Origin of the sequence: Enterobacter sp. CGMCC 5087 (assembly GCF_003144775.1) — a bacterium.
GTDB lineage: Bacteria > Pseudomonadota > Gammaproteobacteria > Enterobacterales > Enterobacteriaceae > Enterobacter > Enterobacter cloacae_M.
Genome location: NZ_QFXN01000207.1, coordinates 24701 through 48341 on the forward strand (window position 1 = coordinate 24701; position 23641 = coordinate 48341).

The 23641-nt window shown below is 57.1% G+C and carries 23 protein-coding genes and 1 other RNA gene; 15 read left to right on the forward strand and 9 right to left on the reverse strand.

The window, feature by feature from the left end:
* Nucleotides 1–47: 47 nt before the first annotated feature.
* The 4 genes from tdcA to garL form a co-directional block, all read right to left on the reverse strand.
* The gene (gene tdcA, locus DEO48_RS17120; RefSeq protein ID WP_109845815.1) at nucleotides 48–968 is read right to left on the reverse strand and encodes a transcriptional regulator TdcA; all 921 of its coding nucleotides are present in this window, start codon (nucleotides 966–968) and stop codon (nucleotides 48–50) included.
* 676 nt (nucleotides 969–1644) lie between these two features.
* Nucleotides 1645–2021: RNase P RNA component class A (rnpB, locus tag DEO48_RS17125), an RNA gene on the reverse strand.
* A gap of 59 nt (nucleotides 2022–2080) precedes the next feature.
* A complete protein-coding gene (gene garR, locus DEO48_RS17130) occupies nucleotides 2081–2971 on the reverse strand; it encodes a 2-hydroxy-3-oxopropionate reductase (protein WP_109845816.1) in 891 nt (296 codons plus the stop codon).
* Nucleotides 2972–2992: 21 nt separating this feature from the next.
* Entirely contained in the window at nucleotides 2993–3763 is a 771-nt protein-coding gene (garL, locus tag DEO48_RS17135) for a 2-dehydro-3-deoxyglucarate aldolase (protein ID WP_109845817.1), read from the reverse strand.
* Between the two features lie 375 nt (nucleotides 3764–4138).
* Between garL and garD the strand changes: the two genes are divergently transcribed.
* Nucleotides 4139–5710, forward strand: a complete 1572-nt coding sequence (garD, locus tag DEO48_RS17140) for a galactarate dehydratase (protein WP_109845818.1) — start codon at nucleotides 4139–4141, stop codon at nucleotides 5708–5710.
* A gap of 73 nt (nucleotides 5711–5783) precedes the next feature.
* Here the strand turns inward: garD and DEO48_RS17145 are convergent, their stop codons facing one another.
* Nucleotides 5784–6587, reverse strand: coding sequence for a DeoR family transcriptional regulator (locus tag DEO48_RS17145; RefSeq protein ID WP_045355424.1), 804 nt, complete (start codon nucleotides 6585–6587; stop codon nucleotides 5784–5786).
* Nucleotides 6588–6838: 251 nt separating this feature from the next.
* On the opposite strand from DEO48_RS17145, the gene kbaZ reads away from it, so the two are divergent.
* The 9 genes from kbaZ (at nucleotide 6839) to DEO48_RS17195 (ending at nucleotide 16057) form a co-directional block, all read left to right on the forward strand.
* A complete protein-coding gene (kbaZ, locus tag DEO48_RS17155) occupies nucleotides 6839–8134 on the forward strand; it encodes a tagatose-bisphosphate aldolase subunit KbaZ (RefSeq protein WP_231106844.1) in 1296 nt (431 codons plus the stop codon).
* A gap of 20 nt (nucleotides 8135–8154) precedes the next feature.
* The gene (gene agaV / locus DEO48_RS17160; RefSeq protein WP_023309307.1) at nucleotides 8155–8628 is read left to right on the forward strand and encodes a PTS N-acetylgalactosamine transporter subunit IIB; all 474 of its coding nucleotides are present in this window, start codon (nucleotides 8155–8157) and stop codon (nucleotides 8626–8628) included.
* Nucleotides 8629–8638: 10 nt separating this feature from the next.
* On the forward strand, nucleotides 8639–9418 hold the full coding sequence (gene agaW, locus DEO48_RS17165) for a PTS N-acetylgalactosamine transporter subunit IIC (RefSeq protein WP_023309308.1): 780 nt from the start codon (nucleotides 8639–8641) through the stop codon (nucleotides 9416–9418).
* Nucleotides 9408–10286 carry a PTS N-acetylgalactosamine transporter subunit IID gene (gene agaE, locus DEO48_RS17170; protein ID WP_109845819.1) on the forward strand — a complete coding sequence of 293 codons (879 nt, stop codon included), beginning with the start codon at nucleotides 9408–9410 and terminating at the stop codon, nucleotides 10284–10286. Before agaW ends, agaE begins: the two co-directional genes overlap by 11 nt.
* 16 nt (nucleotides 10287–10302) lie before the next feature.
* Nucleotides 10303–10737: a PTS galactosamine/N-acetylgalactosamine transporter subunit IIA gene (agaF, locus tag DEO48_RS17175; protein WP_109845820.1), complete on the forward strand. Its 435-nt coding sequence runs from the start codon at nucleotides 10303–10305 to the stop codon at nucleotides 10735–10737.
* On the forward strand, nucleotides 10734–11867 hold the full coding sequence (gene nagA, locus DEO48_RS17180; RefSeq protein WP_109845821.1) for an N-acetylglucosamine-6-phosphate deacetylase: 1134 nt from the start codon (nucleotides 10734–10736) through the stop codon (nucleotides 11865–11867). The genes agaF and nagA overlap by 4 nt, the downstream gene beginning before the upstream one ends.
* Before the next feature lie 246 nt (nucleotides 11868–12113).
* Nucleotides 12114–13262 carry an SIS domain-containing protein gene (locus tag DEO48_RS17185; RefSeq protein ID WP_109845822.1) on the forward strand — a complete coding sequence of 383 codons (1149 nt, stop codon included), beginning with the start codon at nucleotides 12114–12116 and terminating at the stop codon, nucleotides 13260–13262.
* A gap of 12 nt (nucleotides 13263–13274) precedes the next feature.
* Entirely contained in the window at nucleotides 13275–14147 is an 873-nt protein-coding gene (gene kbaY / locus DEO48_RS17190) for a tagatose-bisphosphate aldolase subunit KbaY (RefSeq protein ID WP_045134778.1), read from the forward strand.
* A 20-nt stretch (nucleotides 14148–14167) separates the two neighbouring features.
* Nucleotides 14168–16057, forward strand: coding sequence for an enterotoxin (locus DEO48_RS17195; protein ID WP_109845823.1), 1890 nt, complete (start codon nucleotides 14168–14170; stop codon nucleotides 16055–16057).
* 67 nt (nucleotides 16058–16124) lie between these two features.
* Here the strand turns inward: DEO48_RS17195 and rsmI are convergent, their stop codons facing one another.
* Nucleotides 16125–16988 carry a 16S rRNA (cytidine(1402)-2'-O)-methyltransferase gene (gene rsmI / locus DEO48_RS17200; protein WP_023309315.1) on the reverse strand — a complete coding sequence of 288 codons (864 nt, stop codon included), beginning with the start codon at nucleotides 16986–16988 and terminating at the stop codon, nucleotides 16125–16127.
* A gap of 62 nt (nucleotides 16989–17050) precedes the next feature.
* Here rsmI and DEO48_RS17210 point away from each other — a divergent pair, with 62 nt between their 5' ends.
* From DEO48_RS17210 to dolP, 4 genes are read left to right on the forward strand one after another with little or no spacing between them, the layout of a single operon-like run.
* Complete coding sequence (locus tag DEO48_RS17210; RefSeq protein ID WP_109845824.1) at nucleotides 17051–19228, forward strand: penicillin-binding protein activator; 2178 nt, start codon at nucleotides 17051–17053, stop codon at nucleotides 19226–19228.
* Entirely contained in the window at nucleotides 19186–19581 is a 396-nt protein-coding gene (locus DEO48_RS17215; RefSeq protein ID WP_028014533.1) for a YraN family protein, read from the forward strand. The genes DEO48_RS17210 and DEO48_RS17215 overlap by 43 nt, the downstream gene beginning before the upstream one ends.
* A 21-nt stretch (nucleotides 19582–19602) precedes the next feature.
* Nucleotides 19603–20193, forward strand: a complete 591-nt coding sequence (gene diaA, locus DEO48_RS17220) for a DnaA initiator-associating protein DiaA (protein WP_003861754.1) — start codon at nucleotides 19603–19605, stop codon at nucleotides 20191–20193.
* Nucleotides 20194–20202: 9 nt separating this feature from the next.
* Nucleotides 20203–20778 (forward strand): division/outer membrane stress-associated lipid-binding lipoprotein, encoded by a 576-nt coding sequence (dolP, locus tag DEO48_RS17225; RefSeq protein WP_028017061.1) that lies wholly within the window; start codon nucleotides 20203–20205, stop codon nucleotides 20776–20778.
* Between the two features lie 67 nt (nucleotides 20779–20845).
* Here the strand turns inward: dolP and DEO48_RS17230 are convergent, their stop codons facing one another.
* Nucleotides 20846–21883 carry a permease gene (locus tag DEO48_RS17230; protein ID WP_109845825.1) on the reverse strand — a complete coding sequence of 346 codons (1038 nt, stop codon included), beginning with the start codon at nucleotides 21881–21883 and terminating at the stop codon, nucleotides 20846–20848.
* A 40-nt stretch (nucleotides 21884–21923) separates the two neighbouring features.
* Nucleotides 21924–22568 carry an NAD(P)H-binding protein gene (locus DEO48_RS17235; RefSeq protein WP_109845826.1) on the reverse strand — a complete coding sequence of 215 codons (645 nt, stop codon included), beginning with the start codon at nucleotides 22566–22568 and terminating at the stop codon, nucleotides 21924–21926.
* A 128-nt stretch (nucleotides 22569–22696) separates the two neighbouring features.
* Between DEO48_RS17235 and DEO48_RS17240 the strand changes: the two genes are divergently transcribed.
* Nucleotides 22697–23215 carry a type 1 glutamine amidotransferase domain-containing protein gene (locus tag DEO48_RS17240; RefSeq protein WP_023333577.1) on the forward strand — a complete coding sequence of 173 codons (519 nt, stop codon included), beginning with the start codon at nucleotides 22697–22699 and terminating at the stop codon, nucleotides 23213–23215.
* Here DEO48_RS17240 and DEO48_RS17245 read toward each other — a convergent pair.
* A complete protein-coding gene (locus DEO48_RS17245; RefSeq protein WP_109845827.1) occupies nucleotides 23195–23629 on the reverse strand; it encodes a YhbP family protein in 435 nt (144 codons plus the stop codon). The two genes, DEO48_RS17240 and DEO48_RS17245, sit on opposite strands and share 21 nt — an antisense overlap.
* Nucleotides 23630–23641: the final 12 nt, after the last annotated feature.

Consider the following 23641-nt stretch of genomic DNA (forward strand, 5'->3'; position numbering starts at 1 on the left):
CGTTACAGAGATAAGCTCTGGATGTTTTTAAAATAATTACTTATTATTCATCGTCGTCTTTCGATATTCATCGACGAATACTGTTTTGCCAGCTCAACTAATACTGACGCCGATTTTTTAATCCTGTAATTTTTTGACCACACGGCGGCATAACGCGCTACGGGTAATTCATCTTCCACGGGCAGCACGATAAACTGGTCGGAACCGAACGGGGCAATCATGTCGCGGGGAATGACCGTCAGATAATCGGCATTCAGCACGAGGTTATAAATGGTGACGACGGAATCAGTCTGGACGATGTTTTCGATGCTGATGTGGTTGTTTTGCAGAGTAGTCAGAAGTTCTTTGTAGTAGCCCATATCGGTTTGCGGCATCACCCACTGCTCGTGCGTGAGCGATGCCAGTGTCGTCGGGCCGGTGCACGTTCGCGTTTTGCTGGCGACCAGCACAAACTCGGACTCAAACAGCGGTTCGACGTGCAGATCCTGCAGCAGCATTTCATCGCTTAGCGTGCCGATAGCGAAATCCAGACGACCGTCGCGAATGGCCGGAAGGAAAGAGGAGAGCTGGGCTTCATACATCGAGACGCGTGCTTTCGGGAACACTTCCTTGAATTTTTTGATCATCTCGGACAGGAAGGTAAAGCCGATCAGCGACGGGTAGCCAAAGGAGACGTCCATAACGGTGCTGAAACTCAGGCTGTTAATCTCACTCACCATGTTTTTCATTTCGCGGGTGATCGACTCTGAGTACGAGAGCAGAACCTGACCCGCGGCAGTGAGTTTTACGCCGGTGTTTTTACGCACCATCACTTCCACGCCGAAGTAGGACTCAATATCGCTGATGATTTTGCTGACGGCGGGTTGCGTCAGGCCAAGCTGTCTTGCTGCAGAACCTATGGAGCCACTTTTAATGACTTCCTGAAATACCACGAGGTGCTGTGTTTTCGGTAGAATAATAGTGTTCATAATATTCTGCGCTTATTTCCCTATGACGGAGCGGATTCTACCTAATAGTGTTTAAGGGGGTATGTGCTGTCACTCACAATTTGCTTTTCCGCACGCTTCACAGGAACAACAACAACCAAAAAACACATTTGTTATCAATAACATGAATAAATACAACCACACCATTACGCTGATATCGATCAATAAAAGCAGTAGTAATAAATTTATTTTATGGCGATAACCTTGATAAATTTCTCAGCATTAAAAAAATCAATAAAGACGATCTTTCAGGCAATTAAAGGCCAATAAATAACCGCTATTTGTTTGAAACATTCTTTCAATTTATTAAATTTTTCCGATGCAAATTTTCAGGTCTGCGGAAAAGAGTGGAATTCGTCACATATTCACGGGAGAAATGTATTTGATTTCAATATATGCATATCAAACGAGAAAAGATTCGCGATCATAAAAGTAACAAACATAACAAATTATCAATACTAAAAATCGTGTGTTTTTTAGCGCGAAATTTTGTGATGGCGATCGTATACAGGTACAGGATCGATACGAAAGGCACAAAAGCAGTGAAATGTGCTTAATGTCGCAAATATGAGAATTGATGTCGTTTGTCCGGCGCTGCGCTTACCCGTCCAGCAACACCCGGAAAGCAAAAACCCCGCCGAGGCGGGGTTTTTTAAGAAGTTGAAGCTGACCGATAAGCCGGGTTCTGTCGTGGACAGTCATTCATCTAGGCCAGCAATCGCTCACTGGCTCAAGCAGCCTACCCGGGTTCAGTACGGGCCGTACCATGTGAACCCCTATTTGGCCTTGCTCCGGGTGGAGTTTACCGTGCCACGGACTGTTACCAGCCGCGCGGTGCGCTCTTACCGCACCCTTTCACCCTTACCTGATCCCGCTTGCGCGGGCCATCGGCGGTTTGCTCTCTGTTGCACTGGTCGTGGGTTTCCCCCCCAGGCGTTACCTGGCACCCTGCCCTATGGAGCCCGGACTTTCCTCCCCTCCGCCCGTCTCCCCCAAAAGGGACGACGACGAAGCGGCGACTGTCTGGTCAGCTTCGGCCCGCAGTATAGAGGGTTTGCGCGCCGCTGTCACCCTCAGGTGTGGGCAAGGCGTGATTAACGCGCCACTTCCACCTTTGCCAGTTTTTCGTAGTAGCACGCAATCGCGCTGTGGTCAGCCGTGCCCAGGCCATCCGCACGCAGCGCCTGCATCATCTCCATGACCGCCGCGGTCAGAGGCAGCTGTGCCCCTACGCCGTGTGACGTATCCAGCGCGTTGGCCAGATCTTTGATATGCAGGTCGATGCGGAAACCGGGTTTGAAATTACGATCCATGACCATCGGCGCTTTGGCATCCAGCACGGTACTGCCCGCCAGACCACCGCGAATGGCCTGATAGACCAGATCCGGGTTGACGCCCGCTTTGGTTGCCAGCGTCAGCGCTTCGGACATGGCGGCAATGTTCAGCGCCACAATCACCTGGTTTGCCAGCTTGGTCACGTTACCCGCCCCGATGTCCCCGGTATGCACCACGGAGCCCGCCATCGCTTTCATCAGGTCATAGTATTTATCAAACACGGCTTTATCGCCGCCGACCATCACCGACAGCGTGCCGTCGATCGCTTTCGGCTCACCGCCGCTGACCGGTGCATCCAGCATATCGACGCCCTTCGCTTTTAACGCCTCGCTGATTTCACGGCTTGCGAGGGGTGCAATAGAGCTCATATCAATCAACACCAGGCCCGGCTTCGCACCGTCGATAATGCCGTTCTCACCCAGCGCAACTTCTTTAACATGCGGTGAGTTTGGCAGCATGGTGATAATAACATCGCACTGCTCGGCAATGGCCTTCGCGGTGGTAGCCGTTTCAGCGCCAGCCGCTATCACCTCTGCCACGGCCTGCGGATTGTGATCGGATACCACCAGTGAGTAACCCGCTTTGATGAGGTTCTTACTCATTGGTTTACCCATGATGCCCAGGCCAATAAAACCCACTTTCAGCGTCATAATCTGTTTCCTCAATGATGGTTATTTTTTAAAAGCGTCGGCTAATTTCTGCGTGGCCGAGCGGAATACGCCGAGGTCGCTGCCGACGGCTACAAACGTGGCTCCCCACTCCAGATAGCGACGGGCATCAGCCTCAACCGGCGCCAGAATGCCGCACGGTTTGCCGTGAGCTTTAGCGCGGGCAAAGATGTGCTGGATCGCGCGCTGCACGTCAGGGTGGCTGGCGTTACCCAGATGGCCAAAGGCGGCAGCCAGATCGCTTGGGCCGACGAAGATCCCGTCCACGCCGTTTGTGGCGGCAATCGCGTCAACGTTATCAACGCCCTGCTGGCTCTCGATCTGAACCAGAATGGTGATGTTGCTGTTGGACTGCGCGAAGTAGTCCGGCACCGTGCCAAACATATTGGCGCGATGCGAAACGGAAACGCCGCGGATCCCTTCTGGCGGATAGCGCGTTGAGGCTACGGCCAGGGCCGCTTGTTCTTCCGTCTCCACAAACGGGATCAGGAAGTTGTAGAAACCGATATCCAGCAGGCGCTTGATAATCACCGGCTCGTTGGTGGGCACGCGCACTACCGGGGCGCTGGGGCTGCCTTTCAGCGCCATCAGCTGTGGAATAAAGGTGCTGATATCGTTCGGAGCATGTTCGCCGTCCAGCACCAGCCAGTCAAAACCGGCCAGGCCCAGCACTTCGGTGCTGATAGGGTTTGCCAGCGCGGACCAGCAGCCAATCTGAATCTGGTGTGCCGCGAGGGCCGCTTTAAATTTATTCGGGAAGATATCATTACTCATCGTATTTACCTTTTTAATTCCGCAGCCTATATCAGCATCACTTTATTTATTCAGACACCGCACCAGCATTATATTTATTATTCTGACGTATTTTGGCGTTATAAAATCGTCATTCAGTATAAGACGCAATCCACAACCGCACATTGTTTTAATGCTCAAGTATTGCGTTACACTTCGATAAATTTTTTTTGCATATGCACAAGGCGCTGGGCGCTAATGCACAGAATCAGGCATTACTGTTTCTGGAGCGATCGCGATCACATTTTCATATCCCCTATGCTGACATGCTTTATTTCTGAAAGCCGCGTATTTATTTCTACCATTAGAAAATTGGCTGAATTTATTATCAGACACTTTGCTGGAGAATACTGAACAATGGCCGACATTGAAATTCGACAGGCATCGCCGACGGCGTTTTATATAAAAGTCCACGACACCGATAATGTGGCGATTATTGTCAACGACAATGGCTTAAAAGCGGGCACCCGCTTCCCGGACGGGCTGGAACTAATTGAGCATATTCCGCAGGGACATAAAGTCGCCCTGGTGGATATCCCTGCTAACAGCGAAATCGTACGTTACGGTGAAGTCATCGGCTATGCCGTTCGCTCTATACCACAGGGAAGCTGGGTTGAGGAGTCGCTGGTGGCGCTGCCGGAAGCGCCGCCGCTAAACACGCTTCCTCTGGCGACCCGCGTGCCGGAACCGCTTCCTCCGCTGGAGGGCTATACCTTCGAAGGCTACCGCAACGCGGACGGCAGCGTCGGCACCAAGAATCTGCTCGGCATTACCACCAGCGTGCACTGCGTGGCGGGCGTAGTGGATTACGTGGTGAAAATCATCGAACGCGATCTGCTGCCGAAATACCCGAACGTCGACGGCGTGGTGGGCCTGAACCACCTCTACGGCTGCGGCGTGGCGATTAACGCCCCCGCTGCCGTAGTGCCTATCCGTACCATCCACAATATCGCCCTGAACCCAAACTTTGGCGGCGAGGTGATGGTCATCGGTCTGGGGTGTGAAAAATTGCAGCCAGAGCGCCTGCTGCAGGGCACCGAAGATGTGAAAGCCATTCCGGCAGACGAGGCCAGCATCGTGCGTCTGCAGGACGAGCACCACGTGGGTTTCCGCTCAATGGTCGACGATATCCTGCAGGTGGCTGAACGCCATCTGGACAAGCTCAACAAGCGCCAGCGCGAAACCTGCCCGGCGTCTGATTTGGTAGTGGGAACACAGTGCGGCGGCAGCGATGCCTTCTCCGGCGTGACGGCCAACCCGGCGGTGGGCTATGCGTCCGATCTGCTTGTGCGCTGCGGCGCCACGGTGATGTTCTCCGAGGTGACCGAAGTGCGTGACGCCATCCATCTGCTCACGCCACGCGCCGTTAATGAAGAGGTCGGCAAGCGCCTGCTCGAGGAAATGGCCTGGTACGATAGCTATCTTGATATGGGCAAAACCGACCGCAGCGCAAATCCCTCACCGGGGAACAAAAAAGGCGGCCTGGCCAACGTAGTGGAAAAAGCCCTCGGGTCGATTGCCAAATCCGGCCAAAGCGCGATTGTGGAAGTGCTCTCTCCGGGCCAGCGCCCGACGAAACGCGGCCTGATCTACGCGGCAACGCCGGCCAGCGATTTCGTCTGCGGCACGCAGCAGGTGGCATCCGGCATTACGGTGCAGGTCTTTACCACCGGGCGCGGCACGCCGTACGGCCTGATGGCGGTACCGGTGATCAAGATGGCGACCCGCACCGAGCTGGCAAACCGCTGGTATGACTTAATGGATATCAACGCGGGCACTATCGCCACCGGGGAAGAGAGCATTGAGGACGTGGGCTGGAAACTGTTCCACTTCATTCTGGATGTCGCCAGCGGGCGGAAGAAAACCTTCTCGGATCAATGGGGATTACATAATCAGCTGGCGGTGTTCAACCCGGCACCGGTGACGTGATTCATATTCCCAACCGCACCGAACGGTCCCCTCTCCCCTATGGGGAGAGGGTTAGGGTGAGGGGAAAGCCCCCTTAAACCAGCACCACCTCAATCCCGCTTTTCCGCAGCCCGTCCAGGCTCTCCGCCGGAATGCCTTCATCGACAATAATCATATCAATCCTTTGCGTATCAATGATTTTATGCAGGCTTGAGCGGTTAAATTTGCTGGAGTCCGTGACAACGATAATACGCTCCGCAACCTCGCACATTTTGCGGTTCAGTCGTGCTTCGTCTTCGTTATGCGTACTTACGCCACGGTCGAGATCGATGGCGTCAACGCCGAGGAACAGCAGGTCAAAATGGTAATTCTGTAGCGACTGTTCTGCCTGGTCACCGTAGAAGGATTGCGACTGACGGCGCAGGTGCCCGCCGGTCATCAGCAATTCCACCCCTTCCGCTTCCAGCAACGCATTCGCCACGTTCATCCCGTTGGTCATCGCAATCACGTCCGTGTGCTGGCGCAGCATGCGGGCGATTTCATACGTCGTGGTGCCGGAGTCCAGAATAATACGGTGCCCGGGTTTAACCAGCGCGGCAGCGGCCTGCGCGATACTGCGCTTCACCGCCGTATTCAGCGAGCTTTTATCCTCCACGGAAGGCTCAGCGCCCGGTACATTGCCTTCGCAAATCAAAGCCCCGCCGTAGGCGCGAACGGCAATACCCTGCTTCTCCAGAAACGCCAGGTCGTTGCGGATCGTCACCGTCGATACGCCGTACAGATGAGACAGATCGTTAACCTGCACGCTTCCCTGCGCCCGCAACCGCTGAATGATCTGCTCTCGCCTTTCACTGGTGCCGGTGATGCGCTTTTCCGCGGATGAATCGGTGCTGCTCATACGAGCTCCTTAATAAATAGTCTTTCGTTTCATTTCGTTTTGCCTATTAAGGCCTTTCTTTTTCGGGAATGCAAGTCCCGCCTTACGTACAGACGCAAGCCAACACTGCGCTGAAACCTTTCATTATGTTTCTTTTGTGAAACAGATCGGAAAACTATTATCTTTCGTTTTATTTTTATATCACCATGATGCAGGATTAAATGAAACAAAACGAAAGACAAGTATCATTACCATCCGAAATGGAGAGGAAAGTGAAACATCTGACAGAAATGGTGGAACAACATAAACGAGGGAATTCGAACGGGATCTATGCCGTCTGCTCCGCACATCCGCTGGTACTTGAAGCTGCCATTCGTTACGCGCATTCGCATCAGACGCCGCTGCTGATCGAGGCGACCTCCAACCAGGTGGATCAATTTGGCGGCTATACCGGCATGACGCCTGCGGATTTTCACGCGTTTGTCTGCCGGCTGGCCGAGTCGCTCGGTTTTCCGACGTCACAACTGATCCTCGGCGGCGATCATCTGGGCCCTAACCGCTGGCAAAATCTCCCTGCGGAACAGGCGATGGCAAATGCTGACGATCTGATCAAAAGCTATGTTTCCGCCGGATTCAAAAAGATCCACCTGGACTGCAGCATGTCCTGCGAGGACGACCCGGTTCCCCTGACCGACGAGCTCGTCGCCGGACGCGCCGCACGCCTGGCGAAAATTGCCGAAGCGACCTGTCGCGAGCAGTTTGGTGAATCCGATCTGGTCTACGTTATCGGCACGGAAGTGCCGGTTCCCGGCGGCGCGCACGAGACGCTCACCGAACTTGCCGTCACCACGCCGGACGCGGCCCGCGCCACGCTTGAAGCGCACCGCCACGCGTTCGAAAAGGAAGGCTTAAGCGACATCTGGCCGCGCATTATTGGCCTGGTGGTCCAGCCTGGCGTGGAGTTCGACCACGCGCACGTCTGCGACTATCAGCCGCAGAAAGCCGTGGCCCTGAGCAAAATGGTTGAAGCCTACGATACGCTGGTGTTTGAAGCGCATTCCACCGACTACCAGACGCCGCAGGCGCTGCGCCAGCTGGTTAACGATCACTTTGCCATTCTGAAAGTTGGCCCCGCCCTGACCTTCGCCCTGCGCGAGGCGCTGTTCTCGCTGGCCGCCATTGAAGAGGAGCTGCTGCCGGCAAAAGCCAGCTCCGGCCTGCGTCACGTGCTGGAAAACGTCATGCTCGACCGCCCGGAATACTGGCAAAGCCATTACCACGGTGACGGCAACGCGCGTCGCCTGGCGCGCGGCTACAGCTACTCTGACCGCGTGCGCTACTACTGGCCTGACAGCCAAATTGACGACGCCTTTGCACGGCTGGTGCGTAACCTGGCAGACGAGCCTGTTCCCCTGCCGCTGATCAGCCAGTACCTGCCGCTGCAGTACAGCAAAGTTCGCGAGGGCGCTCTCAAGTCAACGCCACGGGAACTCATCATCGACCACATTCAGGACATACTCCAGCAGTACCACGCCGCCTGCGAAGGCGTAACGACTCAAGACGCATAATTAAAAAAGAGGAAAACGCTATGCCAAACATTGTCTTATGCCGCATCGACGAACGCCTGATCCACGGTCAGGTGGGCGTGCAGTGGGTGGGGTTTGCGGGGGCAAACCTGGTGCTGGTCGCTAACGACGAGGTCGCTGAGGATCCGGTTCAACAGAACCTGATGGAAATGGTGCTCGCGGAAGGGATCGCCGTGCGCTTCTGGTCGCTGCAAAAGGTCATCGACAACATTCACCGCGCCGCTGACCGCCAGAAAATCCTGCTGGTCTGCAAATCACCCGCCGATTTTCTGAAGCTGGTTGAGGGTGGCGTACCCATCACCCGTATCAACGTCGGAAATATGCACTACGCCAGTGGCAAACAACAAATTGCCAAAACGGTCTCTGTCGACGCGAACGATATTGACGCGTTCAACGGCCTGAAAGCGGCCGGTGTGGAATGCTTCGTTCAGGGCGTTCCAACAGAAACTGCTTTGGATCTCTTTAAACTGCTCTGAGGGATTCACAATGGAAATCAGTCTGTTGCAGGCGCTGGGGTTGGGCATACTCGCCTTTATCGCCGGTCTGGATATGTTTAACGGGTTAACGCACATGCACCGCCCGGTGGTGCTCGGGCCGCTGGTCGGCCTGATTCTGGGCGATCTGCACACCGGCATTTTGACCGGCGGTACGTTAGAGCTGGTCTGGATGGGGCTGGCCCCGCTCGCCGGTGCCCAGCCGCCTAACGTCATTATCGGCACCATCGTGGGGACCGCATTTGCCATCAGCACCGGCGTGAAGCCAGAAGTCGCGGTTGGCGTCGCCGTGCCGTTTGCCGTGGCGGTGCAGATGGGGATTACGTTCCTCTTCTCGGTGATGTCCGGCGTCATGTCGCGCTGCGATCGCATGGCGGCCAATGCAGACACCAACGGCATTGAACGGGTTAACTATCTTGCGCTGCTGGCGCTCGGCATCTTCTATTTTCTGTGCGCGTTCCTGCCAATCTACTTCGGTGCGGAACATGCGAAAACCGCCATTGACGTTCTGCCAGCGCGTCTGATTGACGGCCTCGGCGTCGCGGGCGGCATCATGCCAGCCATTGGCTTCGCCGTGCTGCTGAAGATCATGATGAAAAACGTCTACATCCCTTACTTCATTATCGGTTTTGTCGCCGCCGCCTGGCTCAAGCTTCCGGTGCTGGCGATTGCGGCGGCCGCGCTGGCCATGGCGCTGATCGACCTGATGCGTAAATCACCTGAACCGACGGCTCCCGCAGCTCAGAAAGAGGAATTCGAAGATGGCATCTAACCACACCACCCTGCCGGGCGTGTCTGAAAGCGAAGAGACGCTGCTGACCGGCGTGAATGAAAACGTCTACGAAGACCAGAACATCGGTGCCGAGCTGACGAAAAAGGATATCAACCGCGTGGCCTGGCGTTCCATGCTGCTGCAGGCCTCGTTTAACTACGAACGTATGCAGGCCTCCGGCTGGCTGTACGGGGTGCTGCCCGCGTTGAAAAAGATCCACACCAACAAGCGGGACCTGGCGCGGGCGATGAAAGGCCATATGGGCTTCTTTAACACCCACCCGTTCCTGGTGACCTTTGTTATCGGCATCATTCTGGCGATGGAGCGATCCAAGCAGGATGTGAACAGCATCCAGAGCACCAAAATTGCCGTCGGCGCGCCGCTTGGCGGTATTGGCGACGCCATGTTCTGGCTGACCCTGCTGCCCATCTGCGGCGGTATTGGTGCCAGCCTGGCGCTGCAGGGATCGATTCTGGGCGCGGTGGTCTTTATGGTGCTGTTTAACGTGGTACACCTCGGCCTGCGCTTTGGCCTGGCGCACTACGCTTACCGGATGGGCGTCGCGGCCATTCCGCTGATTAAAGCCAACACCAAAAAGGTCGGCCACGCGGCGTCTATCGTGGGGATGACGGTGATCGGCGCGCTGGTGGCAGCCTACGTCCGCCTCAATACCACGCTCGAAATCAAGGCGGGTGATGCGGTCGTCAAACTGCAGGCCGACGTCATCGACAAGCTGATGCCCGCGTTCCTGCCGCTGGTCTACACCCTGACCATGTTCTGGCTGGTACGCCGCGGCTGGAGCCCGCTGCGGCTGATCGGTATCACCGTGCTGCTGGGCGTTGTCGGTAAATTCTGTCACTTCCTGTAAAAGCAAAGAGGTTGCGATGTTAGGCATTATTTTGACGGGTCACGGCGGTTTTGCCAGCGGGCTTGAGCAGGCGATGAAGCAGATCCTGGGCGAACAGCCGCAGTTTATCGCCATCGATTTTCCGGAAACCTCCACCACCGCGCGGCTGACCGCTCAGCTTGAGCAGGCGGTAAGCGAACTCGATGCGCAGCACGATATTGTGTTTCTCACCGACCTGCTCGGCGGCACGCCGTTCCGCGTGGCGTCAACGCTCGCGATGCAACGGCCGGGCAGTGAAGTCATCACCGGCACCAACCTGCAGCTGCTGCTGGAGATGGTGCTGGAGCGCGACGGATTAAGCAGCGAGGCGTTTCGTCTGCAGGCGCTGGAGTGCGGGCACCGCGGCCTGACGAGCCTGGTCGACGAGCTGGGGCGCTGTAGCGAGGAAGCCTCGGCTGAGGAAGGGATATGAGCCAGCTGCTGCGCGCGCGACGGATCCTTACCGAACAGGGCTGGCTGGACGACCACCAGCTACGCATTGAAAGCGGCGCGGTTGCGGTGATTGAACCCATCCCGGCGGGCGTTACGGCGCGCGATGCGGAGCTGCTTTGCCCGGCGTATATCGATACGCACGTCCACGGCGGCGCGGGCGTGGACGTCATGGATGATGCGCCTGACGTGCTGGACACTCTGGCGATGCATAAAGCGCGTGAAGGCGTGGGCGCATTTCTGCCCACCACCGTGACCGCGCCGATGGAAGCCATCCACAGCGCACTGATGCGTATCGCCCGGCGCAGTCAGTCCGGCGGCCCCGGCGCGCAGATCCTGGGCAGCTATCTGGAGGGACCGTACTTTACGCCCCAGAACAAAGGGGCGCATCCGCCCGAGCTGTTCCGGGAGCTGGATATCGCCGAGCTGAACAGGCTGATTGACGTTTCACAGAGCACGCTACGTGTGGTGGCGCTCGCGCCGGAAAAACCCGGCGCGCTACAGGCGATTCATCATCTTAAACAGCGCGGCATACGCGTGATGTTGGGCCACAGCGCTGCCACCTTCCGGCAAACTCTCGCCGCGTTTGATGCGGGTGCCGACGGGCTAGTGCACTGCTACAACGGTATGACGGGTTTGCACCACAGAGAGCCCGGCATGGTCGGCGCAGGGCTGACGGACAAACGGGCGTGGCTGGAGCTGATTGCCGACGGCCACCACGTCCATCCGGGGGCGATGCGCTTATGCTGCTGCTGCGCTCAGGATCGCGTGGTGCTGATTACCGATGCCATGCAGGCGGCAGGTATGCCGGACGGTCGGTATACCCTGTGCGGTGAAGAGGTCACGATGCAAAACGGCGTGGTTCGAACCGGCTCCGGCGGGCTGGCGGGCAGCACGCTGTCGCTGGATGCCGCGGTCAGAAATATGGTGGAGTATGCGGGCGTAACAGCCGAAGAGGCGATCCATATGGCCTCGCTGCACCCTGCCCGGCTGCTAGGCGTTGACGGTCAGCTTGGATCCTTAGCCCCGGGCAAACGCGCCAATATTATTGCGCTGGACGGAGGTTTACACCTCCAGCGGATCTGGATTCAGGGCCAGGCTCTTCCCCTTTAGCCCTTTCATTGTGTCTCCTTTTGGCTTTACGGCCTGAAACCGTAAGGCCTTTCTTTTCCTTTCCTTAAACTTTCCCTTTCCTTTCACGATCACACTTTTCGTTTTATTTCTTTTCTTTCATTGAAGTTTCGATTTCTTTTCTATAGATTTTATTTAACTGCTTAAGTGAACAAGTGAAACGAAACGAAAGATAGCGACACGATTGCCAGCGTCTGATGTGGAATTCACACGACTAAGGACTGAGTTATGCCACAAACCACTACCGCCACCGCAACCGGCACCTGGACCGAGGAAGAGATCCGCCAGCAGCCTGCCAGCTGGATCCGTTCGCTCAACAACATCGATAACCTGCGTGCTTCGATCGACAGTTTCCTGACGCCGCTGCTGCGCAAGCGCGATCTGCGGATCGTCCTGACCGGCGCGGGCACGTCCGCCTTTATCGGCGATATCATTGCGCCATGGCTTTCAAGCCACACCGGGAAAAACTTCACCGCCATCCCGACAACCGATCTGGTCACGAACCCGATGGACTACTTCAGCCCTGGGCACCCGCTGCTGCTGGTTTCGTTTGCCCGCTCCGGCAACAGTCCGGAAAGCGTCGCGGCCGTTGAGCTGGCAAACCAGTTCGTGCCGGAGTGCTATCACCTGTCCATTACCTGCAACGAGGCGGGGAGCCTGTACCAGAACGCCGTCGACAGCGATAACGCCTTTGCCCTGCTGATGCCTGCCGAAACGCACGATCGCGGGTTCGCGATGACCAGCAGCATCACCACCATGATGGCGAGCTGTCTGTCCGTGTTCGCCCCGGAAACGATCAATAGCCACACCTTCCGCGACGTCGCCGATCGCTGTCAGGCGATCCTCACCTCGCTCGGGGATTTCAGCCACGGCGTCTTTGGCAGCGAACCGTGGAAACGGATCGTGTATCTGGGAAGCGGCGGCCTGCAGGGCGCGGCGCGCGAATCGGCGCTGAAGGTGCTGGAGCTGACGGCGGGCAAGCTGGCGGCATTTTACGACTCCCCTACGGGCTTCCGTCACGGGCCGAAGTCGCTGGTCGACAATGAAACGCTGGTGGTGGTGTTCATCTCCAGCCATCCATATACGCGTCAGTACGATCTGGATCTGCTGGCCGAGCTGCGCCGCGATCGCCAGGCCCTGCGCGTCGTCGCCATCGCCGCTGAAAACGATCCGGTCATTGAAGCGGGTCCGCACATTCTGCTGCCGCCTTCACGTCCGTTTATCGATATGGAACAGGCGTTCTGCTTCCTGATGTATGCCCAGGTCTTTGCGCTCACCCAGTCGCTTAGCGCAGGCATTACGCCCGATACGCCATCGGCCAGCGGGACGGTCAACCGCGTGGTGCAGGGCGTCGTTATTCATCCGTGGCAGGCTTAAGAGGATCTGATTATGAGTATTATCTCGACGAAATATCTTCTGCAGGACGCGCAGGCAAAAGGCTACGCCGTTCCGGCGTTCAACATCCACAACGCGGAGACGATCCAGGCGATCCTCGAAGCGTGCAGCGAAATGCGATCGCCGGTGATCCTCGCGGGCACGCCGGGCACCTTTAAGCATATTGCGCTGGAAGAGATCTACGCCCTGTGCAGCGCCTACTCCCACACCTACGACATGCCGCTGGCGCTGCACCTCGATCACCACGAATCGCTGGACGATATTCGCCGCAAGGTCAACGCGGGCGTGCGCAGCGCGATGATCGACGGCAGCCACTACCCGTTTGAACAAAACGTGAAGCTGGTGAAGTCGGTGGTCGATTTCTGCCACCTCAACGACTGCAGCGTAGAGGCCGAACTGGGCCGCCTGGGCGGTGTGGAAGATGACATGAGCGTGGATGCGGAAAGTGCATTTTTGACCGATCCTCAGGAGGCGAAGCGCTTTGTTGAGCTAACCGGTGTCGATAGCCTTGCCGTCGCCATCGGCACCGCGCACGGCCTGTATACCAAACGCCCGAAAATCGACTTCCAGCGGCTGGCGGAAATCCGTGAAGTGGTCACCGTGCCGCTGGTGCTGCACGGCGCGAGCGATGTGCCGGATGAGTTTGTTCGCCGCACCATAGAGCTGGGCGTGTGCAAAGTCAACGTGGCGACCGAGCTGAAGATTGCTTTCTCTGACGCGGTTAAGGCCTGGTTTGCCGAAAACCCGCAGGGCAACGATCCGCGCTTCTATATGCGGGTCGGCATGGACGCCATGAAAGAGGTGGTCAGAAGCAAGATCGCCGTTTGCGGATCGGCAAACCGATTGCTGCTTCCGGCAGAAGCCTGATTAAAAAGGAGCTTACGCTGATGAAAAAAATCCTCGCACTCTCAGTGCTGGCCATGTGCGTTTCCCATAGCGCTGTGGCCGCGAACTACGCGCTCGGTAACGACAATATTGCTCTGTCATTTGATGATGCAAACTCAACGGTAGTGGTTAAGGACACCAGGGCTAACCATCCGCTCACGCCGCAGGAGCTGTTCTTCCTGACGCTGCCGGACGAGACGAAAATCCACACCGCTGATTTTAAAATCAAGCATGTCGAAAAGCAGGACAGCGGCTTGGTCATCGATTTCACCCATCCGGACTTTAACGTAACGGTAAAGCTGAACCTGGTGAAGGGGAAATACGCCAGCATCGACTACACCGTTGCCGCCGTTGGTCAGCCGCGAGACGTGGCGAAAATTACCTTCTTCCCGACCAAAAAGCAGGCTCAGGCACCTTACGTAGACGGGGCGATTAACAGCTCGCCGATCGTCGCAGACTCGTTCTTTATTCTGCCGGACAAGCCCATCGTTAACACTTACGCCTATGAAGCGACCACCAATCTCAACGTAGAGCTGAAAACGCCGATTCAGCCAGAGTCGCCGGTCAGCTTTACCACCTGGTTCGGCACCTTCCCGGAGACCAGCCAGCTGCGCCGCAGCGTAAACCAGTTTATTGATGCCGTCCGCCCGCGTCCGTATAAGCCCTATTTACACTACAACAGCTGGATGGATATCGGCTTCTTTACGCCCTACTCCGAGCAGGACGTGCTGGGGCGGATGGATGAATGGAATAAGGAATTTATCACCGGGCGCGGCGTGGCGCTGAATGCGTTCCTGCTTGACGATGGCTGGGATGACCTGACCGGACGCTGGCTGTTTGGCCCGGCATTCAGCAACGGTTTTGGCAAAGTTCGGGAAAAAGCCGACAGCATGCACAGCTCGGTTGGACTGTGGCTCTCGCCGTGGGGTGGATATAACAAACCGCGCGACACTCGCGTCTCGCATGCAAAAGAGTACGGTTTCGAAACGGTAGACGGGAAGCTGGCGCTGTCAGGTCCAAACTATTTTAAAAACTTCAATGAGCAGATCGTTAAGCTTATTAAAAACGAACACATTACCTCGTTCAAGCTGGACGGGATGGGTAATGCCAATTCGCATATTAAGGGCAGCCCGTTCGCCTCGGATTTTGACGCCTCTATCGCTCTGCTACACAACATGCGAAGCGCCAACCCGAATCTGTTTATTAACCTGACGACCGGTACCAACGCCAGCCCGTCCTGGCTGTTCTACGCTGATTCCATCTGGCGGCAGGGCGATGACATCAACCTGTACGGCCCCGGCACGCCGGTTCAGCAGTGGATGACCTACCGCGATGCGGAAACGTACCGCTCCATTGTTCGCAAAGGGCCGCTGTTCCCGCTGAACTCGTTGATGTATCACGGGATCATCAGCGCGGAAAACGCCTATTACGGGCTGGAGAAGGTGCAAACGGACAGCGACTTTGCCGATCAGGTCTGGAGCTACTTCGTGACCGGCACGCAGCTGCAGGAGCTGTATATCACCCCTTCAATGCTGAACAAGGCGAAGTGGGATACCCTGGCGCGGGCCGCGAAGTGGTCGCGGGAAAACGCCGGCGTGCTGGTGGATACGCACTGGATTGGTGGCGATCCAACCGCGCTGCAGGTTTACGGCTGGGCATCCTGGAGCAAGGACAAAGCGATTCTCGGCTTGCGTAACCCGTCGGATAAACCGCAAAGCTACTACCTGGATTTGACGAAAGATTTTGAAATCCCGACAGGGAACGCGGCGCAGTTTCGTCTGAAAGCGGTGTACGGCAGTAATTCAACCGTACCGGAGGAGTATAAAAACGCGGTGGTGATTACGCTGCAGCCGCTGGAAACGCTGGTGTTTGAGGCGGTGCCAGTTAGCTAAAAGACGCATAACGATCTGCAGGCCGGGTCAGGCGCAGCCGCCACCCGGCAAAACAGGCGGCAGGGGATTACTCCCCCTGCTGCTCCAGCGCATGTTTATACAGCGCATTTTTCTTCACGCCGTGAATTTCCGCCGCCAGCGCAGCGGCCTTCTTCAGCGGCAGTTCCGCCTGCAGCAGCGCCAGCGTGCGCAGCGCGTCGGCAGGGAGCGCGTCTTCCTGCGCCTTATGCCCTTCGACAATCAGCACCATTTCGCCCTTGCGGCGGTTTTCGTCTTCCTTCACCCACGCCAGCAGTTCACCCACTGGGGCACCGTGAATGGTTTCCCAGGTTTTGGTCAGCTCGCGCGCCAGCACCACGTAGCGGGCTTCTCCCCAGACGGTCACCATGTCTTCCAGGCTTTCCAGCAGGCGGTGCGTGGATTCGTAAAAAATAAGGGTGCGCGGTTCCGCTTCCAGGTCTTTTAACACGTCGCGACGGCCTTTGGATTTGGCTGGCAGGAAACCTTCATAGCAGAAACGGTCAGACGGCAGACCCGCCGCGCTCAGCGCAGCAATGGCAGCGCACGGCCCCGGCAGCGGCACAACGCGAATACCGGCTTCACGACAGGTACGCACCAGGTGATAGCCGGGATCGTTGATCAGCGGCGTACCGGCATCGGAGACCAGGGCAATGTTCTGTCCCTCTTTCAGCTTCGCCACCAGCGTTTCGGCTTTTTGTTGCTCATTGTGATCGTGCAGAGCAAACAAACGGGCATTAATCGCGAAATGTTGCAGCAGTAAGCCGGTGTGGCGGGTATCTTCAGCAGCAATTAAATCAACAGCTTGCAGTACGGTGAGCGCACGTTGGGTAATATCAGACAAATTCCCGATAGGAGTAGGTACAATATAAAGCTGGCCTTGAGAATTATCTGCCGTTTCGTGTTGTTTCATTGTTTCGTCCGTATTGCCGATTTAATATTGAGCATTGCGTAAAAAAAATCACTGGATACAGTATGGTACCGTTAACGTTTCTTCGAAAAAAAGCCACGCGCAGCGTGCCTCTTCTGCTGGCAGCCCTGATCTTTGCAGGCTGTGGCACCCAGGCACCTGACCAGAGCACCGCCCATCTTCAGGGTTCTGCTCAGGCTGATTCTGGCTTTTATCTGCAACAAATGTCGCAGAGTTCAAATGATACCAAGACCAACTGGCAATTACTCGCCATTCGTGCACTGCTGAAAGAGGGTAAAACCCAGCAGGCAGCCGAACTGTTTAACCAGTTGCCAAAAGATCTTAACGACGCCCAGCGTCGTGAGCAGAGCCTGCTCTCTGCCGAGCTGAAGGTCGCGCTGAAAGATTACGCCGCCGCGAAGAAGATCCTCGGGGATATTGACGTGAGCGCGCTGGATAAAAATCAGCAGGCTCGCTTCTGGCAGGCGGGCATTACCGCGGAGCAGGGGCGTCCTTCCCTGACGCTGCTCCGCGCCCTCGTCGCGCAAGAGCCGCTGCTCGGCGGTGCTGATAAGCAGAAAAATATTGATGCCACCTGGCAAGCGCTTGCCTCTATGACCCAGGAACAGGCGCAGGCGCTGGTCATCAACGCCGATGAAAACGTCCTGCAGGGCTGGCTGGATCTGCAGCAAATGTGGTTTAACAACCGCAGCGATCCAAAGATGCTGAAGGCCGGTATTACGGACTGGCAGACGCGCTACCCGCAAAACCCGGGGGCGAAAATGCTGCCAACCCAGCTGGTGAACGTGCAGAACTTTAAGCCAGCGTCCACCAGCAAAATCGCCCTGCTTCTGCCGCTCAACGGCCAGGCGGCAGTGTTTGGCCGTACCATTCAGCAGGGCTTTGAAGCAGCGAAAAACGGCACGACGTCGGTAACCGGCAGCGCGGTTCCCGCGCAGGCGGCCCAGGCGGCTAACGTGAATGACGTTATCAGCCCGTCCGCAGCGGAGACCAGCGATCTGACCACGGCGCAAGCGCCGGCGCAGGGTACGATGCAAAACCCGGTGACGGCTCCGACGACGCCTCCGGCTTCAGCTGCACCGGCTGCAGCAGCCCCGGCTACTACAGCACCTGCTACTCAGGCTCCGACCGAGACGCAATCGGCGCCAGCGTCTGACGCAACAGCAGAACAGCCTCAACCGCAGCCTGCACAACCCGCGGCCCAACCTGCTGCGCAGCCGCAGGCCGTGGCAACCACCAGCGCCAACCCGGGCGCTGAGTTGAAAATTTACGACACCAGCTCGCAGCCGCTTGACCAGGTTCTGGCGCAGGTTCAACAGGACGGGGCGAGCATCGTTGTCGGTCCGCTGCTGAAAAACAACGTGGAAGAGCTGATGAAGAGCAATACCACGCTGAACGTGCTGGCGCTCAACCAGCCTGAGCAGGTTCAGAACCGGGCCAATATTTGCTACTTCGCGCTTTCCCCTGAAGATGAAGCCCGCGATGCGGCGCGTCATATTCACGAGCAGGGTAAGCAGGCTCCGCTACTGCTCATCCCACGCAGCGCGCTGGGCGATCGCGTGGCCAATGCCTTTGCCGATGAGTGGCAGAAGCTTGGCGGCGGCGTGGTGCTGCAGCAGAAATTCGGTTCCGTCTCTGAACTGCGCGCGGGCGTAAACGGCGGGGCGGGTATCGCGCTTAACGGTAGCCCGGTCACCGCAAGCCTGCCGCAGCAGCAGGGCGTGACGATTGGCGGCCTGACGATCCCTGCCCCACCTACCGATGCGCAGATTAGCGGTGGCGGCAAAGTGGATGCGGCCTATATCGTTGCCACGCCGCAGGAGATCGCCTTTATCAAACCGATGATCGCGATGCGTAACGGCAGCCAGAGCGGCGCAACGCTCTACGCCAGCTCGCGCAGCGCGCAGGGCACCGCAGGCCCGGATTTCCGTCTGGAAATGGACGGTCTGCAGTACAGCGAAATCCCGATGCTGGCAGGCAGCAACCCGGCGCTGATGCAGCAGGCGCTGAGTACCGTACGTAACGATTATTCGCTGGCGCGTCTGTATGCAATGGGTGTCGATGCATGGGCGCTGGCGAACCACTTTACCCAGATGCGTCAGGTGCCGGGCTTTGAGCTTAACGGCAACACCGGCGATCTGACCGCGACTCAGGACTGCGTGATCAACAGGAAGTTATCATGGCTCAAATACCAGCAGGGGCAAATCGTCCCGGCCAGTTAAGCCGTAAAGAGACCGGCGATGCGTGGGAGTTAAAGGCGCGTCGCTGGCTTGAAGGCAAAGGGCTGCGCTTTATCGCCGCTAACGTCCGCGGGCGCGGCGGCGAAATCGACCTGATCATGAAAGACGGTCAGGTCATCGTGTTTGTAGAAGTCCGCTTTCGACAGTCCTCCCGTTTTGGCGGTGCTGCCGCCAGCGTGACGCTCGCCAAACAACATAAATTATTACAGACTGCCCACTTGTGGCTTGCCCGCCATAATGGGAGCTTTGATACTGTGGATTGCCGGTTCGATGTGATAGCCTTCACCGGAAATGAGATCGAATGGCTTAAAAACGCTTTTGGCGAAGACGCATAATTAAGATTTAAAAGGGATAACGTGCTCGAAAGAATTAAAGTGTGCTTCACAGAAAGCATCCAGACTCAGATTGCCGCGGCGGAAGCCCTTCCGGATGCTATCTCGCGTGCCGCAATGACGCTGGTGCAATCCCTGCTTAATGGCAACAAAATCCTCTGTTGTGGCAACGGCACGTCAGCCGCCAACGCACAGCATTTTGCTGCCAGCATGATCAATCGCTTTGAAACAGAACGCCCGAGTTTACCCGCCATTGCACTTAATACCGATAATGTGGTCTTAACGGCGATTGCTAACGATCGTCTGCATGACGAAATTTACGCAAAGCAGGTGCGAGCCCTGGGTCACGCCGGAGATGTGCTGCTGGCCATCTCCACGCGCGGCAATAGCCGGGATATTGTCAAAGCCGTTGAAGCCGCCGTCACCCGCGACATGACCATCGTGGCCTTAACCGGCTATGACGGGGGGGAGCTGGCGGGTCTGCTTGGGCCGCAGGATGTGGAAATCCGCATTCCTTCTCACCGGAGCGCGCGTATTCAGGAGATGCATATGCTCACGGTGAACTGCTTATGTGATTTGATCGATAACACGCTTTTCCCTCACCAGGATGATTAAGGAGTACTTATGAAGGCTTTATCGACCCTCGCAGTCCTTATGTCTGCATTACTGCTTCAGGGATGTATCGCTGCGGCCGTTGTGGGCACCGCTGCAGTGGGCACCAAAGCAGCGACCGATCCGCGCTCCGTGGGGACGCAGGTGGATGACGGTACGCTGGAGTTGCGCGTCAACAGTGCGCTGTCGAAAGACGAACAAATCAAGAAGGAAGCGCGCATCAATGTGACGGCTTATCAGGGCAAAGTGCTGCTTGCAGGCCAGGCCCCTAACATGGAACTCGCCTCCCGCGCCAAACAGATTGCGATGGGTGTAGAAGGTACGACAGAAGTCTTCAACGAAGTGCGCCAGGGACAGCCTGTCAGCCTGGGCACCGCATCGTCTGACACCTGGATCACCACCAAAGTGCGTTCCCAACTGCTGGGCTCGGACCAGGTGAAATCCTCCAACGTGAAAGTGACGACTGAAAACGGCGAAGTGTTCCTGCTGGGTCTGGTGACCGACCGTGAAGGGAAAGCGGCGGCCGATATCGCTAGCCGGGTGAGCGGCGTGAAGCACGTCACCACCGCGTTTACTTACATCAAATAAAAAAAATCCCCTCGCTTGAGGGGATTTTTTTGTAGGCCCGGTAAGCGTCACCGCCACCGGGATTTTTTTACATCAACGCAATACTCCCCACCATCACCCCGCTCAACGCCACCAGCCCTGCGGTCAGCCACAGCGCTTTTGCCGGGAACGACTTACGCAGCATGATAAGCGACGGCAGGCTGATCGCCGGCAGCGTAATCAGCAGCGCCAGCGCCGGCGCGGTGCCCATACCGGCCAGCATCATGGTCTGAACAATCGGGATCTCCGCCGCCGTTGGGATCACAAACATACAGCCTGCAACGGCCATCGCAATGACCCACATCAGCGTGTTGTCGATAGCGCCATCCGCATGCGGGAAGAGCCAGACGCGCGCCGCCCCCAGAACCAGTACCGCCAGGATATAGACCGGGATGGTGCTCCAGAAAAGCTGCCATAGCGCCCTGCCCCAGCGCGCAAAGAATTCCCCCTGCGGCTCGCTGACGTCCAGCTCAACGGCTGCGGGTTCTGCGGCAGTATCCTTCACCAGTTTTTGCACCAGCGTCGCCACCACCAGTACGGTCAGTAGCCCGGCGACCAGACGGATGAACGCAAAATGCCAGCCCAGCACAAAGCCCATAAACACCAGCGTTGCCGGGTTAAGCAGCGGGTTCCCCATCCAGAACGCCAGCGCGCCGCCCATCGACACGCGCTGACGGCGCATCCCTGCGGCCACGGGCGCGGCGCAGCAGGAACACATCATGCCCGGCAGAGAGAAAATCGTCCCCAGCAGCGTGCCCTGAAAGCGCGGCTGCCCGAGGGTTTTCACCAGCCAGTAGCGCGGGATAAGCACCTGAATCAGTGACCCCAGGATCACGCCTAAGACGGCGGCCTTCCAGACGGCAAGGAAGTAAACCATGGCATAGTCCCACGCCGCCTGAAGCGGGCTGGATTCAGCCTGAGCGAGAATAGATTTACCGATGCTGTGCGTTTCGGCGGCGGTGAAGGCTTTGCCGTAGTACGGCTGCCATTTAACGTACCAGAGGCCAACGATGACCACGAGAAAGAAGAGTGCGGGCTTCCACCACTGAACAGGTGTTGCCGCCTGAGATGAAGACTGACCAGTCATAGCATTCCCCGGAGAGTATTAGGTTATTAGCCGGGGGAGTTTACGCCTCGCCCTGCGCGATTTCACGCAGTTTTGCCGAAGGGATAATGTTTACGCCCGCTTTCGACGGGGCCAGCCCCTCTTTTAACATCGCGCGCGCGACGTCCCGTGCCTCGATGGATTTCCAGCTGCCGGGAAGAATGCGAAACAGCGGGGCAAATATCGACTCGTTAAACCGGCGTTCGTCCCGGTGGCCGATCAGCATCGAAGGGCGCACAATCGTCAGCTGCTCCCATTTCTGCGCAATCAGCGCATCCTCCATCTTGCCCTTCACCTTGTTGTAGAAGAAAGGCGATCCGGCACTGGCGCCCAGCGCGCTGACCACCAGAAAATGTTTGGCCCCCAGCTTTTTCGCCGTGAGCGCGGTATCCACCACCAGCGTATAGTCGGCGTGGATAAATGCCTCTTTGCTGCCCGCCTCCCGCCGCGTGGTGCCCAGACAGCAAAAGGCGATATCAATGGGATCCTGCACCTGCGCCAGCGCGTCGGTCAGCTGAGGATCGTGCGGATTAAAGACGCCGGATATATCCGCCAGCGGTCGACGCGTCGGTGCGGCGATATAGTTCACGCGGCGATCCTGAATCAGCAGCCGCAGCAGATGATCGCCTACTAACCCGGTAGCACCCGTAATCAATACCTGACTCATCTTTTCCCCTTTACAGAATTGTCCGTTTGCGAACTCAGCGTCGTCGACCACACTTAGAAGTCTGTTACAGGTAAGTATTTACCACAAGCGGAGAAAAATCAGTCTGAAGCCAAAACAACGGAGGAAGCATGGGCAAGAAAATCGCAGTCTTGATTACCGACGAGTTTGAAGATTCAGAATTCACCTCTCCAGCAGAGGCGTTCCGCAAGGCGGGACATGAGGTCATCACCATTGAGAAAGAGGCGGGTAAAACGGTGACAGGCCATAAGGGCGAGGCGACCGTAACCATCGATGAGACCATCGATAACGTGAGTCCCTCAGATTTCGACGCTCTGCTGTTACCCGGCGGCCATTCCCCGGATTCCCTGCGCGGGGACGAGCGCTTCGTGACCTTCACCCGGGACTTTGTCTCCACCGGCAAACCGGTCTTTGCCATCTGCCACGGCCCGCAGCTGCTCATCAGCGCAGAAGTGGTCCGCGGGCGTAAGCTGACCGCCGTGAAACCGATCGTTATCGATCTGAAAAATGCGGGGGCTGAGTTTTACGATCAGGAGGTGGTCAACGACAAAGACCAGCTGATCACCAGCCGAACCCCGGACGATCTCCCGGCGTTTAACCGCGAAGCGCTACGCCTGCTCGGCGCGTAACCAGTTCAGCTTCTTGCCAAAGCCCAGGGTGTTGTCGGTAAATTTCAGCTCATCGAGGCGGATTTCCCACACCGGGGCTTTTAGCGCAGCGGCAACGGGAAAGCGGCGCGTGTAGAGCTTACGGCGCGCGTCGCTCTCTTCGCCGTCCAGACGACGGATCTCTCCTTTGAACTGCACGCCGCGGATCAGCGCGACCGTTTTCGGCTGGCCGTTTACCGTCCCCGCGACCTTTGCCTGCTGGCCGGTCATCTGCGCATGCCGCGTTTTGTCTTCGCTCATGACATAAAAAGCCACGCGCTCAGGATCGTAGTAGTAAAATGCATTTGCGCACCACATCTCCCCCTCGTCATAGACGCACCAGGTGACAACATGCTGCTTTGCCAGCCAGCGGTTAATGGCGGCCAGTGTTTCCATTTTCGTTCTCTC